Raw genomic sequence first — 18,588 nt, forward strand, 5'->3', positions numbered from 1 at the left:
ATTCTTTGGAACTTGCATATGCTTCTTTTTTTCGGGAAGAGAAGACCATACAGAGATGTGAAATTAAAAAATGGTTTAAGTTATAAGAAACCGTAGCGCAACATTGAAAATAGAGAAAGGCATATAATGAGAAAAAAGGAGTGGATAGCATGACGAAAGATTTAGTAAAACGTCTACAAGATAAAGAGGAAAAGATGATTGAAATACGTAGACACTTACATGAACATCCAGAATTATCATTCCAAGAGTCAGAAACACCGAAATATATCGCCGAATTTTATAAAGATAAAGATTGTGAAGTAGAAACGAATGTCGGTCAAAATGGTGTGAAAGTGACAATCGATAGCGGCAAACCAGGAAAAACGATTGCGATTCGAGCAGATTTTGATGCTTTACCAATTCAAGAAGATACGGGCTTATCATTTGCGTCTAAAAATGACGGCGTTATGCATGCATGTGGACATGATGCGCATACAGCGTACATGTTAATCTTGGCAGAAACATTAATTGAAATGAAAGATCAATTAAATGGTAAAGTGATTGTGATCCATCAACCTGCTGAAGAAATGCCTCCAGGTGGCGCCAAAGGTATGATTGAAGATGGCGTGTTAGATGGTGTCAATCATGTGCTTGGTACACATGTGATGACTAATATGGAACCTGGTAAAGTGTTCTACCGCCCTGAAAATGTGCAAACAGGTCGTTCATACTTTAAATTAACGATTCAAGGTGAAGGAGGTCATGGCTCATCACCACATACTGCAAATGATGCGATTGTTGCTGGTGCAAACTTTGTTACAACTGCGCAAACGATTGTTTCCCGTCGACTTAACCCATTTGAAACAGGCGTTGTAACGATTGGTTCATTTGATGGGAAAGGTCAATTTAATGTGATTAAAGATAAAATTGAACTTGAAGGTGATGTTCGAGCGCTAACAGATGCTACACGTGATCGCATTGCTGAAGAATTACAACGCATGGTTGAAGGTCTTGAAGCCACATTTGGTGTTAAATGTGACTTTGAGTTCAGTAAAGATTATCCTGCACTCTATAATGACCCTGAATTCACGAATTATGTAGCAGAAACAATTAAAAATGCTGATTTAGATGACGTAAAAGGGGTAGAAGAATGTGAAGCACAACCCCCATCAGAAGATTTTGCATTTTATGCTAAAACATTACCAAGTACATTTATTTACTCAGGTGCTGCGCCACAAGATGGTAAAGTGTACCCGCATCATCACCCTAAATTTAATATTGATGAGAAAAGTATGTTAGTCGCGGCAGAAGCTGTAGGTGCAGTTGTGTTAGATTATTTGACTTCTAAATAAATCCAATTTTATTTCACTTTAGCCAACAAAGCTTAAAAAAGTGTTGGCTTTTCAGTACTAGTGTAATACTACGTATCATGATAGTATAAGCGTATATCTAAACGCTGGGGTGAGATAATGAGTTTTTACGAGTTTATGCAAGGATTTATTGGTGACCAAACCCCTTTGGGAGAACTTGCACATTGGATTAGTCAAGATCAACATTTTCCTAAGTATGAGCGTATCTCTGACAATATACTTAGCTATTTTACGACAATTGCAACATTGGACCATGAATTTTTAGAAATCGTGAAGCGATCTATCTCGCTTTATGAACAAAGCCAATTATAATGACCGAATGAATATAGATATACAAATTAAATCGTAGCTCAATGCTAGTTTAGAAATGAAGGATAAGAATCATGATTTTAAAAGACAGTTATAAAACATATGTAGTAGAAGAAAAGGGCGACAACATCATTTCAATAAAGAAAAATAACGATGAACATCAATACGATGTATTAGAGGTAATTGATGATTTATCTAATGATTCTTTTTGTGTTTTAAATCATTTGTACGTCAATGAAGGTATGGAGGATGCATTTGAGAAGAAATTCTTAGAACGTCCTAAATATTTACAAAATGTACCAGGATTTAAAGCTTTAAGATTTTTACGTCCGCAAGTAGCAGGACGACACTATATTATTTTAACTTTATGGGAAGAACGTCAGGCATTTTATGATTGGCAAAATTCCAATGAATATAGTCAAACGCATAAACATAGAGGCACTGATAAAGGTGTTGATCGTGACATAGTGAATCGTGATTTATCATATAATGTGCGAATTGAGTTAGCAGGTTTAGAATCAAAATTAAATTTAAGTAATATTTTTTAATATAGATGTAAAGATTAAGCCATTTGCCGTCATTTTTCGGCATCTGTGCTTAATCTTTTTCATTTTTCAACGTAGGATTAAAACGTTTACATAAAGGCTTTTGATTTCATCGGACTAAAGCGTTTGATAAGATAATAAATAAGGTCGAACTGAAAGGGAGTATAGTAATGGATAATTCAAGTTTATTGGCACCAGAGACTTACAATATTGTTTCTGAAATTGAGAAACATGCTTCTAATACATCTAAGAAAGCCCTCATTTATGAAAATGGGGTAGATGAACCAATTACAGTGACATATTCAGAACTAATCAAAAATGCAAATAAAGTGGGACATGTATTATTAAATCATGGACTTCAAAAAGGCGATAAAGTATTAATTATGATGCCACGCGCAATCATGACATATGAACTTTATCTTGCTGCTCTAAAATTAGGTATCGCGATTATACCTAGTTCTGAAATGTTAAGAACAAAAGACTTACAATACCGTATTACACATGGTGAAATTAAAGCCGTGATTGCCAAATCAGACTTCATCGAAGAATTTAAAGGTATTAAAGAGTATGACACATTAACAAAATTTATTGTTGATGGCCATGAAGCGGGTTGGACAAGCATCGAAGACGAAAAAGCATCTCAAAGTGATGTACTTGATATAACGCGTACATCAAGAGACGATCTAGCAATTCTATCTTATACGTCTGGAACAACAGGTAATCCTAAAGCTGTTACACATTCTCATGGTTGGGGCTATGCACATATGAAAATGGCGCCAGAACACTGGTTATGCATTAGAGAAGATGATTTAGTGTGGGCAACTGCTGCGCCAGGTTGGCAAAAATGGGTTTGGAGTCCATTCTTATCAATTATGGGATCAGGTGCTACAGCATTTGTTTATAACGGTAAATTTAACCCTTCACGCTATCTTGAATTATTACAAGACTTTAAAATTAACGTCTTATGTTGTACGCCAACAGAATATCGTATGATGGCGAAATTGGATCATTTACAAGATTATAATTTAGACCACTTACATAGTGCAGTATCAGCAGGAGAACCATTAAACCGTGAAGTGGTAGAACAATTCCGCAATAACTTTGATTTAACAGTACGTGATGGTTATGGTCAAACTGAAAGTACATTATTGATTGGTTTCTTGAAAGACACTACATCACGACCAGGGTCTATGGGGAAAGAAATTCCGGGCAGTCGTGTTACGATCGTTGATGATGAAGGCCAAAAGGTGGAAACAAATGTTAAAGGTAATATTGCATTACCGCTTGATTTCCCAGGTTTATTTAAAGGCTATTATAAAGATGAAGAACGTACAAAAGCAGCTCAAGCAGGTGACTATTATATTACTGGAGATTTAGCACATATTGATGAAGATGGCTATTTCTGGTTTGAAGGTCGTCGAGATGATATTATCATTAGTTCAGGCTACACAATTGGACCATTTGAAGTTGAAGATGCTCTAACTAATCACCCAGCAGTAAAAGAATGTGCTGTTGTTGCGAGTCCTCATGAAATTCGAGGTAATATCGTTAAAGCTTTCGTTATTTTACAAGATAACTATCAAGGCAATGATGAACTAGTTAAAGAATTACAAACCTTTGCGAAGAATGAAGTTGCACCGTATAAATATCCACGTGCAATTGAATTTGTAACGTCACTACCTAAAACAAATTCAGGTAAAATCCGTCGTGTTGAATTACGCGATGCAGAGCGTGAGAAATATAATAAAGCAAACGGCTTTAAATAATAGAATATTTAATGAATGAAAAGACGGGAGTGGGACAGAATTTTTTTAAATTCGTTGTCCCACTCCCGTCTACATTTTGCATTATAGGTCGCAATGATTATCTCGCTGTATAACCACCATCGACCGTTAATACTGCACCTGTAATAAAGCGTGCTTCGTCACTTGCTAAGAATAATACAGCATTAGCGACATCTATAGGTTCACCTAAATAACCAATTGGATGACGTTCAGACATTTTAGCAGTATAAGCGTCTAAGCCACCTTCTGTTTCAGCTCCTAATTTCTTCACTAAAGGTGTTAAAATTGTACCTGGATGTACAGAGTTAACACGAATATGATCTTTACCGAAGCTGATGGCATCTTGACGTGTCATGTTTGTCACTGCACCTTTTGCTGCTGCATAAGGTGTTAATTCATCAGTACCAACTAATCCTAAAATAGATGAGAAGTTGACGATAGAACCGCCACCATTGTCACGTAATAAAGGCACTGCATGTTTTGTACAGAAGAATACGCCTTTTACATCAACAGCAAATACTTGATCCCATTCTTCCTCTGTGAGTTGGTCCGTCGTTTTATCTGCACCAGTAATACCAGCGCAATTGATAAGTATATCTAATTTACCAATGTCCTGTTTAATGTGTTTAAAGGTTGCTTCGACACTCGCTTCTTTAGAAACATCTAAAACATAACCATAGACATGTTGATCTGTCGTTTTAGATAATGTGTCGACGGCTTGATTAACGATGTCTTCCTTAAGGTCTGAAATAATGACTGTTGCACCTTCTTCGGCGAAACGTTTAGCTGTTTCAAAGCCCATACCACCACCAGAACCAGTAATTAAAGCAACTTTATTTTCTAATCTCATAATGATCCCCCTTTTTCAAAGCTGAAATAATTGCCATTACGATTTAATGGTAGCACCCGCAATAAATAATGTATAATTCATAATAATTATATTTTTATAACTTAAAGTTATGAAAAGAGGTGTAAGATATGGAAATGACTAAACTGAACTATTTTAAAGTTGTGGCTAAAATGAATAATATGACTGAAGCGGCTAAGCAATTAAATATTTCACAACCGGCCTTAAGTAAAGCGATAGCTTCAATTGAGGATGAATTGGGTGTAGCATTATTTGATCGAAAAGGACGACAAATCTATTTAAATCGTTATGGTGAATTAATGCTGAATTATGTGAATAGTGCAGTTAGGGAGCTTAATGAAGGTGAACGTATCATTAAAGAATTAATCGGTGTTGAAAGTGGTCAAGTTTCGTTTGCCATTACCTTTCCACATGTAATGCCATCGCTCATTCAAAGCTATGTGGCACTACATCCGAATATCAAGTTAAAACAGTATCAAGCTGTGTCTGAACGCGCTACGCAATTAATATTAAATAATGACGTGGATTTTGCAATAGCGTCATCTGAAATTGAACATAAAGACGTGATTTGGGAACCTATCATTCAAGATGACATTTATTTAACAATTAGTAAAGATCATCCGTTTGCTCAATATGACACTATTAATTTACAACAGATTAAAGACGAACGATTAATCGGTCAAATAGAAGGTTATGGTTTTCGGGATAGGATAGATTACATCTTAGAACAAGAAGGGATTGTTCCAAATTATCAAATCGAAGTTGAAGATTCGAGTGCAATTTTAAAATTAGTCGCGATGAATATTGGCGTTTCATTTACGCCTAAGCAAGCTTTAAGAGGACTTGATGAGCAAATTGTAGCGATACCCATTGATAATGCCCTTTGTTACCGCATGATTGGTTTGGCATATAAAAAAGCCCATTATTTTACAGAAGTAGCGGCATCATTTAAGACGTTTGTAACGCATTATTTTCAAAATGATATCCAATAATCTATAACTATATAAATAGTATGACACAATTAAAACGTGTGAAATAGGCATAATGGTATGTATTCAAATGTCTATGTAACGCTTTAATTGTGTCTTTTTTATAAACCTTTAACATAAATATGATGTTTTTAATTGTATTTATTTATATTATATGACATACTCAATATTAATTAGTATGACATAATAATTAATTGAGGTGACATTATAATGACTAAATATATTTATGCTTTTGATGAAGGACAAAAATCGATGAAGGATTTGCTTGGTGGTAAAGGTGCCAACCTTTCTGAAATGAAACGATTAGGTTTACCTGTACCTGATGGCTTTACGATTACGACTGCTGCTTGTATTGAGTATTTACGTCAAGGCAAATCATTATCAACAGAAGTGAAAACACAATTAATTGATCATCTTGCTGCATTTTCAGAGAGAACTGGTAAAAGTTTCTCATCTGATGCCAATTTATTACTTGTGTCTGTGCGAAGTGGTGCTAAAATTTCGATGCCTGGTATGATGGATACCATTCTGAACTTAGGATTGAATGATGATAATGTTAAAAAATTAGCTGATAAAACAGGCGATGCACGCTTTGCATATGATTGCTATCGTCGTTTACTTCAAATGTTTGGTGAAGTGGTATATAACGTGCCAATGCAATCATTTGATACATACTTTGAGGATTATAAAGCACGTCATAACTTTGAAAATGATGCTGCCATTACAGCTGAAGGTTTACAAGAGATTTGTGAACGATTTAAAGAGATTTATGTCGAGGAAGTGTATAAACCATTCCCACAAGAACCTTTAAAACAATTAGAAGAAGCAATCGAAGCAGTCTTTAAGTCTTGGGATAATGATCGTGCGCGTATATACCGTGATTTAAATGATATTCCTCATGACATTGGTACAGCCGTGAATATTCAAGAAATGGTCTTCGGTAATAGTGGGGACAATAGTGGTACAGGTGTTGCCTTTACACGTAACCCGGTTAGTGGCGAAAATAAATTGTTTGGTGAGTACTTATTAAATGCACAAGGTGAGGATGTTGTAGCTGGTATTCGTACACCTAAAGATATTTCGACACTCCATGACCAAATGCCTGATGTACATCAAGAATTTGTAGATGTAACAAAGCAACTGGAACAACATTATAAAGATATGCAAGACATCGAATTTACAATTGAAAATGGCAAACTTTATTTATTACAAACGCGTAATGGTAAACGTACGGCACGTGCAGCAATTAAAATTGCAGTAGATTTAGTCGCTGAAGGTGTGATTAAGAAAGAAGAAGCAATGTTAAATGTTGACGTGAAATCAATAGATCAATTATTACATCCTAATTTTGATGACAAAGCGTTAAAAGAAGCTACTGAGATTTCAAAAATTGGTTTACCTGCAAGTCCAGGTGCAGCGACAGGACGAATTGTATTTTCAGCTGAGGATGCGAAAGTGCAAGCAGCATCAGGACATAAAGTCATCTTAATGCGCCCTGAAACATCTCCAGAAGATATTGAAGGTATGATTGCAAGTGAAGCAATTGTGACGACACATGGTGGTATGACATCTCATGCGGCTGTCGTTGCACGTGGTATGGGTAAATGTTGTGTGACAGGATGTTCAGATTTGGAAATTAATACAATAGCCAAAACGGTGTATTACGAAGGCGGAGAACTTCACGAAGGCGATACCATCTCTGTAGATGGTTTAAAAGGGGCCATCTATATTGGTGAAATCAAAACAGTTAGTGCTGAACATAGTGAAGAATTCAATCAATTTATGTCATGGTCCGAAGATATTGCACGACTAAATGTGCGCATGAATGCAGAAACACCGCAAGATATTAAAGCGGGTTATGAGTTCGATTCGAAAGGTATTGGTTTAGTTAGAACTGAGCATATGTTCTTCGGAGCAGAGCGTTTAGTTGAAATGCGTCGCTTCATATTATCTTCATCCTATGAACAACGTGTTGAAGCGTTAAATAATATTCGAAAGTACCAAGTAGAAGATTTTGAAGCTATCTTTAGACTGTCAGGTGAACGTCCGACGATTGTGCGTCTTCTAGATCCACCATTACATGAATTCTTGCCTAATTCAGATGAAGATGTTGAACATGTAGCACAACAATTAAATATTCCTAAAGACGTGTTAAATAAACGTATTGTTGACTTACACGAAGTGAATCCAATGTTGGGACATCGTGGTTGTAGACTTGCAATCACGTATCCTGAATTATATGAAATGCAAGTTGAAGCCATCATGGGAAGCGTATTAAAACTTAAAAAAGAGGGTATAACATGTAAACCTGAAATCATGATTCCACTCGTTTCAACTGTAGAAGAATTTACTACACTTAAAGACAAACTTGTTGAGACGATTCATAAACTAGAGAAAGAACAAGGGGACAGCGTACCATATTTAATCGGTACAATGATTGAAACACCGCGTGCATGTCTAATTGCAGATACGTTAGCGCAACATTGTGATTTCTTTAGCTTTGGTACAAACGATTTAACACAATTGACATATGGTTTCTCTAGAGATGATGCAGGTAAATTTATAAATGTGTATACTGAAAGTAATATATTGAAGCTTGACCCATTCCAAACGTTAGATAGAGATGGTGTCGGAAAATTGATTGAAATTGCAGTTGAACAAGCTAAGAAAGTGAATCCTAACATTAAAATCGGTGTTTGTGGTGAATTAGGCGGAGATGCTAAGTCTATTCGTCGCTTCAATCAGCTAGCGATAGACTACGTGTCATGCTCACCATTCCGAGTTCCAGGTGCAATTTTAGCAACAGCTCAGAGTCAAGCGGAGGAAAGCGAGCAATAACGTGAAAGAAACGAATTCAAACGAACAAATGTTAAAGTTATTTATTGTATCAGATTCCATTGGTGAGACAGCCCAAAGAATGATTCATGCCACATTAACGCAGTTTCCAAATTTGCATAATGCAGAAATTAAGAAATTCCCATATATTAAGGATGAAGAGGAATTCTTAAATATTTTAAATTTGGCGCGTGAACAGCATGCGATTGTTGCAACAACATTAGTGAGTGAATCATTTAATGCACTGGGTCATGAATTTGCACGAGAGCATGATATTCCTTACGTCGACTATATGTCTGATTTAATTGGAATTATTGAAAAGACGACACACAGTCATCCGTTAATGGAAAGTGGCGCTTTACGTAAATTAAATGATGAATACTTCAAACGGATTGAAGCCATTGAATACTCAGTTAAATATGATGATGGCAAGCATTTTACTGATATTGGCGAAGCGGATGCACTCATTGTAGGTGTATCAAGAACTTCTAAGACGCCATTAAGTATGTATTTAGCTAATAAAGGCTACAAAATCGCTAATATACCATTGGTGCCAGAAATTGAAATACCTGATAACGTGTATAAGCAAAAGGGGCTAAAAGTATTTGGCTTGACTGCAAGTCCACAATATATCGCCAATATTCGAAAGAATCGTGCTGAGACACTAGGTTTGTCTAGTGAATCTCGTTACAATAACTTAGAGCGCATCAAGAAAGAACTGATTTATGCTGAAGAAGTCTTTAAGAAATTGAATGCGACTGTCATCAATACAGAATATAAATCAATTGAAGAGTCAGCATTTTATATTGAAAAGTTCTTACAACCTAAATTGCAATCATAAGGTACAATCAATTTAACAGTCTAGTTAGAATGATGGAAATTAAGGGGAGCAGGACAGAAATAAAATTTTCCGAAATTTGTTTCTGTTCCGCTCCCCTCATCGTATTTTATGATAATAATTGCCCTTGAAAGGCTTTCATTTTAAGTTGCTTAATGATGAGAAAAAACACTTAGTGTGGATTCATTCGATTTTGTATAAAAAAATATTTTTAATTAAGTTTCTCCAATTTACAATTTACCATATTTGTTTTAACATAGAAATGAAAGGCTTAACAATCTTAATATAAAAAGATATTACTTGATGGTTAGGGAGAAAGAGTAGTAAGTAATAGCTTTTTAGTTGTTAACTAATAAAATTGGAGAGGTGTACAACCATGGCAGAATCAAAAGATGTCATTTTAATTGGTGCTGGTGTCTTAAGTACAACATTTGGTTCTATGTTAAATGAGCTTGAGCCTAATTGGAATATCAAGCTTTACGAACGTATGGATCGACCAGGTCTTGAAAGTTCTAATGAACGCCACAATGCTGGTACTGGTCACGCTGCACTTTGTGAATTGAACTATACAGTTCAACAACCAGATGGTTCGATTGACATTGAAAAAGCAAAAGAAATCAACGAAGAATTTGAAATCTCAAAACAATTCTGGGGTCACTTAGTGAAATCAGGACATATTGAGAACCCTAGAGAATTTATTAATCCTCTTCCACACATTAGTTTTGTTAGAGGCGTTAATAATAAAGAATTCTTGAAAAAACGTTACGAAGCAATGAAACAATCTCCAATGTTCGATAACATTGAATATACTGAAGACATTGAAGTAATGAGAAAATGGATTCCATTAATGATGCAAGGCCGCGTTGATGACGGCAAAATGGCTGCTAGTAAAATCGACGAAGGTACAGACGTAAACTTCGGTGAATTAACTCGTAAAATGGCACGTCACTTAGAATTAGACGAGCATGTTGAAGTTAAATATAGTCATCAAGTGCTTGATTTTGAACGTTTATCTAATGGTAAATGGCAAGTTAAAATCAAAGACCTTAAATCTGGTAACGTATTTGAAGAAGTTACTGACTATGTATTTATTGGTGCCGGTGGTGCAGCAATTCCATTACTACAAAAAACAGGTATCCCTGAAAGTAAACATTTAGGTGGATTCCCAATTACTGGTCAATTCTTAGCATGTACAAATCCACAAGTAATTGAAGCACACGATGCGAAAGTATATGGTAAAGAACCACCAGGTACACCACCAATGACAGTACCTCACCTTGATGCACGTTACATCGAAGGTAAACGTACGTTATTATTTGGACCATTTGCTAATGTTGGACCTAAGTTCCTTAAAAATGGCTCAAACTTAGATTTATTCAAATCTATCAAACCATATAACATTACAACAATGTTAGCTGCTGCAGTTAAAAACTTACCATTGATTAAATATTCATTTGATCAAATCATCATGACTAAAGAAGGTTGTATGAACCACTTACGTACATTCTACCCTGAAGCACGTGATGAAGATTGGGAATTATACACAGCAGGTAAACGTGTTCAAGTTATTAAAGATACTGAAAAAGAAGGTAAAGGATTTATCCAATTCGGTACAGAAGTGGTTAACTCTGAAGACCATTCAGTAATTGCTTTACTTGGTGAATCACCAGGGGCATCAACATCAGTATCTGTAGCTTTAGAAGTACTTGAAAAGAACTTCCCAGAACACATCGGTGAATGGAATGCTAAAATTTCAAAAATGATTCCTTCATATGGTAAATCATTAATCGAAGATGTTGAGTTAATGAGAAAAATACGTCGTCAAACGTCTAAAGACCTTGAATTAGGTTATTACGAAGACGCGAAATAAATAGAAGTTAAGCAAAGCGTCTCCTGAGATTTTGAATCTCAGGAGACGCTTTTTTTTAGCTTTCTATAGGAATAAAAAAGTTGGCATATTTGTAATGATAGACAATATTTGAATAATCGAAAGGTATGCCTTTAGTGGTATAAAAGGTCAAATCATGACGCATACATGGATCGTTTTGATTGAGATTTAAATGCTGTGCTTCTTGTTCAGAGAGAAAGTCGATATAAAAATAGATATCCGAGAAACCAATATTGATCTTAAGCTGCGACTGAAGGTAGTCGAATATTGAACGCTCTGCACTGGCAAGGTCAAGATGCGTAACTAATGATTGATTGAAGTAGGATGTTTCAATACATAGCGGGTTGTGGTCCAAATAGCGAATCCGTTCGACATAATAAACGTCAGTATCTTCGTCATTTAAGCGTAAATGTTCTCTCACTTCATCATTTGGTGTGATAGATTTAAAAGTTAAGACTTTGCTTGTGACTTGATGGCCTTGTAGATTGTCTGAGAACCCTTTTGTTTTTAACAAGTTAATATAACCTGATTTGTTTTTGTTTCGGACATAAATACCACTACCTTGTGTTTGGTAAATCATGCCATCTTTTTGTAGCATGCCTAATGCTTTAATGATGGTACTTTTACTGACTTGATATTGAGATTTTAATTGTTCTACACTAGGAAGTTTATCGCCAACTTTATACTCGTTATTTGAAATAGCATTTGTAATTTCTTGTGCAATTCGTTCGTACTTTAACATCATTTTACTCCCTTTATTTGTAATTCAAATATAGTATAGCAAATTTTAATACCAATTTGTAAATTGTACCGGTATAATTCGGAATAAATCATTTACAAATTGTACCGGTATAATTATAATGAGTTGTGAAAGGGTTTGTATTTTAATAAAAAATATGACAGTTGTTAAGAAATAAAAGCGAATGATTAATAATTTGGAAAAGGAGTTTTAAATATGTCTAAATTACCAAATGATTTCTTATGGGGTGGCGCATTAGCGGCCAATCAATTCGAAGGTGGTTATGATCAAGGTGGTAAAGGATTAAGTGTGATTGATGTGATGACAGCTGGCGCACACGGTAAAGCACGTGAAATTACACAAGATGTAGAACCAGGCAAATACTATCCCAATCATGTAGGTATTGACTTCTATAATCGTTATAAAGACGATGTGAAAATGTTTAGTGAGATGGGTTTGAAGTGCTTAAGAACGTCAATTGCATGGACAAGAATATTCCCACAAGGGGACGAAGTTGAGCCGAATGAAGAAGGATTACAATTCTATGATGACTTATTTGATGAATTATTGAAATATAACATTCAACCTGTGATTACACTTTCACATTTTGAAATGCCATTACATTTAGCGCGTGAATATGGTGGTTTCAGAAATCGTAAAGTGGCAGACTTCTTTGCGCATTTTGCGGAAACGGTATTTAAACGTTACAAAGATAAAGTGAAATATTGGATGACATTTAACGAAATAAACAACCAAATGGATATCAATAACCCAATCTTCTTATGGACGAATTCTGGTGTTTCATTATCAGATGACGATAATAAAGAGGAAGTATTGTATCAAGTGTCGCATAATGAATTAATCGCGAGTGCCAAAGCGGTTAAAATTGGTAAAGCAATCAATCCTGACTTTGAAATCGGGGCGATGATTTCACACGTGCCAATTTATCCTTATAGCTGTAATCCAGAAGATATTATGGAAGCAGAAGTGGCAAGTCGTATGCGTTTCTTCTTCCCAGATGTACATGTTCGTGGTTATTACCCAGGTTATGCGACGAAGATGTTTGAACGTGAAGGCTTCGACATTGGTTGGCAAGAGGGTGATGACGTTATTTTACGTGAGGGTACGGTGGATTACATTGGATTCAGTTATTATATGTCTACAGTTGTAAAACATGATAATGAATCAAGTGTAGAAGATAACGTTGTTAATGGTGGTTTACCAAACTCAGTTGATAATCCTTATATTAAGAAGAGTGATTGGGGTTGGGCGATTGACCCAGTCGGTTTACGTTACACATTAAATGCCCTATATAACCGTTACCAAATTCCATTATTTATTGTTGAAAATGGCTTTGGTGCTGTAGATGAATTTGATGAAAATGGACAAGTCCATGATGATTATCGAATTGAATATTTACGTGAACATATTAATGCTGCTATCGATGCAGTAGATAAAGATGGTGTAGACTTAATGGGTTATACACCATGGGGTATTATTGATATTGTTTCATTTACAACTGGTGAAATGAAAAAACGCTACGGTTTAATTCACGTCGATCGTGATAATGAAGGTCATGGTTCATTAGAACGTACGAAGAAAGACTCATTTGGTTGGTATCGTAAAGTAATCGAATCAAACGGAGAAACATTATAACATTTAAGATGTATTATTGAGTATAGAATAATAATAAGCTTTCAATTACTCTAGCGTGTTGTCTTTATACTATAGAGTGATTGAGAGCTTTTTTAGTATTAAGCGAATCAGTTTATTGATTATATGTGAAGGGGTAAGATGAGACTATAACTATCAGACAAGGGAGTTTCTTTATGCGAAAAGATATATTTAGTAATCAATATTGGGAGAAAGCGTGGGAAGACGACCCTAATACACAAGACAAAAGAATGAAACGTGCCGGCTTAGGTGATCCATCTGCACCTGGATTTGAAAAGTGGGCAGAAAACTTTAATAAACATTCATTTACTGAAGAAAGCCAACAACGTACGAAACGTATTATGGATTGGATTGAAAGACAAACAGGTGCATTTAGCAATTTGAGTATATTAGATGTCGGGGCAGCCTCTGGTGTCTTTAGTGTGCCATTCGCTAAAGAAGGCGCAACCGTTACAGCGTTAGAGCCATCACCCATATTACATGAGATGTTACAGGAAAATGCCCACCATTATGGTGTAACGCTAGAAACCATTCATCAATCGTTTGAAGATGCTCGAAAGGAAGAATTAGGACATCATGATTTAGTATTTGCGTCTATGTGTCCAGCAGTTACGACGTGGGAAGCGGTTAATAAAGCTATTGATATCGCACAAAAATATGTATATGTTAGTTTAATTGCTGGTCCTAAAGAGAATTCCATTGTTGATGAAGTTGTGGCATTTTTAGATGAAAAAAGTCAGACTATGACAGCAGATATGTATTACTTATTGCAGTTATTATATGTCAATGATTACACGTATGAGACGTTAATCGAACGACATACACAACATAATGATAGAACGCTAGATGATGTTATACAGCAACTACCTCAATGGTTAAAAGAAGTTGAAGTGGAACTAGATACGCAACAACTTGCAAGTGTGAAACGCTATTTACAAGATCAATATGGTGATACGATACCTGTCATTACTGGTGGTAAATTTGGTAAAGTATTGATTCATGTCTAAAGCGGTGTATAAAATGGCGTACTATATCGTAAAATTTGAACACACGGATTTATGAAAGCAAGTCAAAGTGCATTACAAGATGAGAAAAAACAACAAGAATTAAATGCTTCTATTGAAGAAACAAAACAAAAATTGGAACAATTCTACAAATAATAGATATTAAAAAAGCCGGCTGGTCGAAATAACCAGTCGGCTTTGAATCATTCGAGTGAAGTTATAGAGAACTTCACCGGAGTGATGAGAGGGCTACAGTGAGCAGATTGCTCAACAATTATACGCATCGCGCTAAAACTAAAGAACAGTTTTCGCTTGATGCTAGTAATTGCTCGCAACCTAAGCGCTCACTTACGCACCTAGTGATGAATGGGCTACGAAAAGCAGGTCGTTCGGCAATAATACGCTAATCGCTAAAATCAAAGAACGATTTTTGCTCATAGCTCGTTATTGCTCGCGACCTAAACGCTTTTCTTCGCACCTAGTGATAAACGGGCTACAGTGAGCAGGTTTTTCGGCAGAAATACTCAAAGCTCGACAAAACTTGAGAAACAGTTTTGCTCACTTTTCGATTCTGCTCAAAACCTAAGCGCTCACTTACGCACCTAGTTTTAGTTTTTGTTTACTGATGCGTCGTAGATTGAATCTACTGCGTCGCCTAATGCTTTATCGAATTCTTCTTGTGATTGGCTAGCGCGTAAGTCACTTGCTAATGCACGTGAGAAGCTTGCGATTAATTCATCGTTGTCTTTCAATAATTTGTTTGCTTCGTCTCTGCTGTAACCACCTGATAATACAACCACGCGTACAACATTTGGATGATCTGCTAATTCTTTGTATAAGTTAGCTTTAGTTGGGATAGTTAATTTTAACATCACTAATTGATCATCATTTAAAGCGTCTAAGCCTTTTTTAAGTTCAGCTTTTAATACTTCTTCGATTTCAGCTTTGTCTTTAGCGTTAATGTTAACTTCAGGTTCAATAATTGGTACTAAACCTTTAGCAATTATTTTTTTAGCGAATTCAAATTGTTGTTCAACAACGTCTTTAATACCTTGTTCGTTTAATTCTAAGATATTAGAACGCATTTTAGTACCGAAGATGTGACGTTCAACCGCACGGTCTAATGTATCGTCTAAATCATCGATAGGTTTCATTAATTGAACACCATTTTGTTGTTCAGCTAAGCCTTTGTCGACTTTTAAGAAAGGAACAACACCTTTGTCAGCTAAGTAGTCGCCAGTGTATTTGCCTTCAACTTCACGATCCATTGTTTGTTCGAAAAGGATAGCACCTAAAATTTTGTCTGGAGAGAATGAAGGTGAAGTTACAACTCTAGTACGCATATCGTGTACAAGTTGGAACATTTCATCATCATTACTATATTCGTCCTCGTTTACACCATATTCTTTTAATGCTTTAGGAGTACTACCGCCACTTTGGTCTAATGCTGCGATAAAACCTTTCCCATTTGTCATTTTTTCTAATTGTTCTTTATTCATTACTCTTTCCACTCCTTTAATTAACTTTCATATTCATTATGATAAAAATAAAGTACATTCTCAAGTTATAAAACTTATATTTATTGAAAATTCTTATTTTAGAGTTTATAGTTTCATAAATTGTACTTATTTTGTTGTATGACTCATTTTCAAAAAATATGCGAGGTAAAAAACATGGAACATCGTATCTTGATTATTGGTAGCCCAGGTTCAGGAAAATCAACGTTAGCAATGCGTTTACAACAGAATTATAAGATACCTTTGTATCACATCGATAAAATACAATGGCTTAGCGATCAAGCGACTGTAACGCCGGAATCCTTGCACGCTCAGTTGAAAGAAATTGTAGCGACGCCATCTTGGATTATTGATGGTCATTATTCAAATACATTACTCATGAGACTAGAACGCACAACGACAGTGATTTGGATTAAAGAATCGAGGTGGAAGTGTATATACCGTGTCATCAAGCGTTATCTAATGACTGTATTTAGAAAGCCAACAGTAGGTGGCAATCCTAAGACAATAAGTTTAGCCTTTCTCAAATATGTTTGGGATTTCCCTAAAAATAATTACGATAAAGTAGACGCCTATTATCAACAAACGCAACATCATACGCAATGGATTATTGGAAATAAGCAATCAATTTATTCAAAATTAAACCTATGATTACGAGATTTAATTTAAAATTCATTTAAAAACATACAAATATTAGATAATTTAATTTATAAAATTTTGTCTTAGTGAATATTTTTGTTAAAAATATGCTATTCTAAAGGAAAGTTAGGTTCTCTTATTTAGGATAATGAAACTTTTTAAATCGCTTACTATTCTAAATAATGAGAACCTAATTATACATATAAAGTATATTCGGAGGCTAAGGGAATGAAAAAGAACAAATTATTTGCTGTATTAACAACAAGTGCTTTGTTACTCGCTGCGTGCAGTAATGGAGATCATTCATCTAGTAGCGGACAAAAAGGGGACAGCCAGAAGAACGAACAGACAAACAGTCAAAGTGAAAAATTAAAACAGAATAATGATAAGAACAACAATGAGAATAAGGTTGACTATCCTAAGGATGGTGTCAAAGGAATTTATGTAACAAGTAATTCAACACAAGGCGATAAAATCGATGAGTTAATCAAATTTATTAAAGATTCCAATTTAAATACTATGGTTATCGATGTTAAAGATGATGAAGGTAACATAACAATGAATCTTAACACTGGCAACAAGCAAGTGGATAAAAACACATTAGACATTGTTGATGGTAAGAAATTACTGAAAAAATTGCATGATAACAACATTTATCCAATTGCGCGTATTGTTACATTTAAAGATTCTAAACTAGCGAAAGAACATCCGGAGTGGTCATTTAAAGAAAGTGATGGTTCAGTTTGGACAAATGGTAAAGGTGATAGCTTCGTTAACCCATTTATGAAAGAAGTTTGGGATTACGACATTGATGTAGCCAAAGCGGCAGCTAAAGCCGGTTTCCAAGATATTCAATTTGACTACGTGCGTTTCCCAGAAGGCTTTGAAAATGAAGCAGACAGTCTAACTTATAGTAAAGGTGACTATAAAAATAGCAAGTTAAGTTCTGGCGATCAACGTGTGGATACCATTACGAAATTCTTAGAACACGCTAATAAAGAGTTGAAACCGATGGGTGTTAATATATCTGCGGACGTATTTGGCTATTCTGCATTAGTTAAAAATGCACCTGGTATTGGTCAAAGTTTCCCTAAAATATCTGAAAATGTAGACGCAATTTCATCAATGATTTATCCATCACATTGGAGCAATGGTGACTTTGGTTTACAAGCGCCAGATACAGAACCATATAAAACAGTGAATCGATATATTCAAAAAGAAAATAACTTATTAGATTCACTTGGTAAGAAAAAACCAATTTCACGTCCATGGATTCAAGATTTCACAGCATCATACTTAGGCGATGGTAATTATATTGATTATGATGCGAAAGCTGTATCTGAACAAGTTCAGGCATTAAAAGATAATGGTGTAAATGAGTTCTTACTATGGAATGCCGGCAACGAATACACTGAAGATGCGAACTATAATCCTAAAAAAGGTAGCGCGAAAGAACGTGACCCTGAGGGTGTAGAACAAGATACAAAACAGCAAGACAATAAAGACGACAATAAAACAGATACTAATGAAGAGAATGGGAACAGCAATCAATAATAAAAAAAGCGAGCCTGGGACATAAATAATATGATGATGCTATTTTGCAAATTCGC

At 35.4% G+C, this 18,588-nt stretch carries 15 protein-coding genes; 12 read left to right on the plus strand and 3 right to left on the minus strand.

Going from position 1 to position 18,588, the window contains the following annotated elements; translation table 11 throughout:
• Nucleotides 1-149: 149 nt before the first annotated feature.
• The 4 genes from JVV30_RS03250 (at nt 150) to mbcS (ending at nt 3,969) form a co-directional block, all read left to right on the plus strand.
• Complete coding sequence (locus tag JVV30_RS03250) at nt 150-1,331, plus strand: amidohydrolase (protein WP_070855235.1); 1,182 nt, start codon at nt 150-152, stop codon at nt 1,329-1,331.
• A 117-nt stretch (nt 1,332-1,448) separates the two neighbouring features.
• Complete coding sequence (locus JVV30_RS03255) at nt 1,449-1,661, plus strand: sterile alpha motif-like domain-containing protein (RefSeq protein WP_053028911.1); 213 nt, start codon at nt 1,449-1,451, stop codon at nt 1,659-1,661.
• Between the two features lie 71 nt (nt 1,662-1,732).
• On the plus strand, nt 1,733-2,206 hold the full coding sequence (locus JVV30_RS03260) for an antibiotic biosynthesis monooxygenase family protein (RefSeq protein WP_053028910.1): 474 nt from the start codon (nt 1,733-1,735) through the stop codon (nt 2,204-2,206).
• Between the two features lie 167 nt (nt 2,207-2,373).
• Nucleotides 2,374-3,969: an acyl-CoA synthetase MbcS gene (gene mbcS, locus JVV30_RS03265; protein WP_070855236.1), complete on the plus strand. Its 1,596-nt coding sequence runs from the start codon at nt 2,374-2,376 to the stop codon at nt 3,967-3,969.
• Nucleotides 3,970-4,066: 97 nt separating this feature from the next.
• On the opposite strand, the gene JVV30_RS03270 is transcribed toward mbcS, so the two are convergent.
• The gene (locus JVV30_RS03270; RefSeq protein ID WP_204193366.1) at nt 4,067-4,837 is read right to left on the minus strand and encodes an SDR family NAD(P)-dependent oxidoreductase; all 771 of its coding nucleotides are present in this window, start codon (nt 4,835-4,837) and stop codon (nt 4,067-4,069) included.
• 128 nt (nt 4,838-4,965) lie between these two features.
• Between JVV30_RS03270 and JVV30_RS03275 the strand changes: the two genes are divergently transcribed.
• From JVV30_RS03275 to lqo, 4 genes are all read left to right on the plus strand, one after another.
• Entirely contained in the window at nt 4,966-5,847 is an 882-nt protein-coding gene (locus JVV30_RS03275; protein WP_070855238.1) for a LysR family transcriptional regulator, read from the plus strand.
• A gap of 207 nt (nt 5,848-6,054) precedes the next feature.
• Nucleotides 6,055-8,682 carry a pyruvate, phosphate dikinase gene (gene ppdK / locus JVV30_RS03280; protein WP_204193368.1) on the plus strand — a complete coding sequence of 876 codons (2,628 nt, stop codon included), beginning with the start codon at nt 6,055-6,057 and terminating at the stop codon, nt 8,680-8,682.
• 1 nt (nt 8,683) lies between these two features.
• The gene (locus tag JVV30_RS03285; protein ID WP_204193371.1) at nt 8,684-9,520 is read left to right on the plus strand and encodes a pyruvate, phosphate dikinase/phosphoenolpyruvate synthase regulator; all 837 of its coding nucleotides are present in this window, start codon (nt 8,684-8,686) and stop codon (nt 9,518-9,520) included.
• 373 nt (nt 9,521-9,893) lie between these two features.
• A complete protein-coding gene (gene lqo / locus JVV30_RS03290; RefSeq protein ID WP_070855240.1) occupies nt 9,894-11,387 on the plus strand; it encodes an L-lactate dehydrogenase (quinone) in 1,494 nt (497 codons plus the stop codon).
• Between the two features lie 55 nt (nt 11,388-11,442).
• Here the strand turns inward: lqo and JVV30_RS03295 are convergent, their stop codons facing one another.
• Nucleotides 11,443-12,147 (minus strand): GntR family transcriptional regulator, encoded by a 705-nt coding sequence (locus JVV30_RS03295; RefSeq protein ID WP_070855241.1) that lies wholly within the window; start codon nt 12,145-12,147, stop codon nt 11,443-11,445.
• A 213-nt stretch (nt 12,148-12,360) separates the two neighbouring features.
• Here JVV30_RS03295 and JVV30_RS03300 point away from each other — a divergent pair, with 213 nt between their 5' ends.
• Both JVV30_RS03300 and JVV30_RS03305 read left to right on the plus strand, forming a co-directional pair.
• Entirely contained in the window at nt 12,361-13,800 is a 1,440-nt protein-coding gene (locus JVV30_RS03300; protein WP_204193373.1) for a 6-phospho-beta-glucosidase, read from the plus strand.
• 173 nt (nt 13,801-13,973) lie between these two features.
• Nucleotides 13,974-14,825 carry a class I SAM-dependent methyltransferase gene (locus tag JVV30_RS03305; RefSeq protein ID WP_070855243.1) on the plus strand — a complete coding sequence of 284 codons (852 nt, stop codon included), beginning with the start codon at nt 13,974-13,976 and terminating at the stop codon, nt 14,823-14,825.
• A gap of 605 nt (nt 14,826-15,430) precedes the next feature.
• Here the strand turns inward: JVV30_RS03305 and JVV30_RS03310 are convergent.
• A complete protein-coding gene (locus JVV30_RS03310; protein ID WP_011274776.1) occupies nt 15,431-16,321 on the minus strand; it encodes a fructose bisphosphate aldolase in 891 nt (296 codons plus the stop codon).
• A 174-nt stretch (nt 16,322-16,495) separates the two neighbouring features.
• Here JVV30_RS03310 and JVV30_RS03315 point away from each other — a divergent pair, with 174 nt between their 5' ends.
• Entirely contained in the window at nt 16,496-16,990 is a 495-nt protein-coding gene (locus JVV30_RS03315) for a P-loop NTPase family protein (protein ID WP_204193375.1), read from the plus strand.
• A gap of 216 nt (nt 16,991-17,206) precedes the next feature.
• Nucleotides 17,207-18,532 (plus strand): putative glycoside hydrolase, encoded by a 1,326-nt coding sequence (locus tag JVV30_RS03320; protein WP_070855245.1) that lies wholly within the window; start codon nt 17,207-17,209, stop codon nt 18,530-18,532.
• Nucleotides 18,533-18,588: the final 56 nt, after the last annotated feature.

Origin of the sequence: Staphylococcus sp. GDY8P47P (assembly GCF_016892225.1) — a bacterium.
GTDB classification, from domain to species: domain Bacteria; phylum Bacillota; class Bacilli; order Staphylococcales; family Staphylococcaceae; genus Staphylococcus; species Staphylococcus borealis.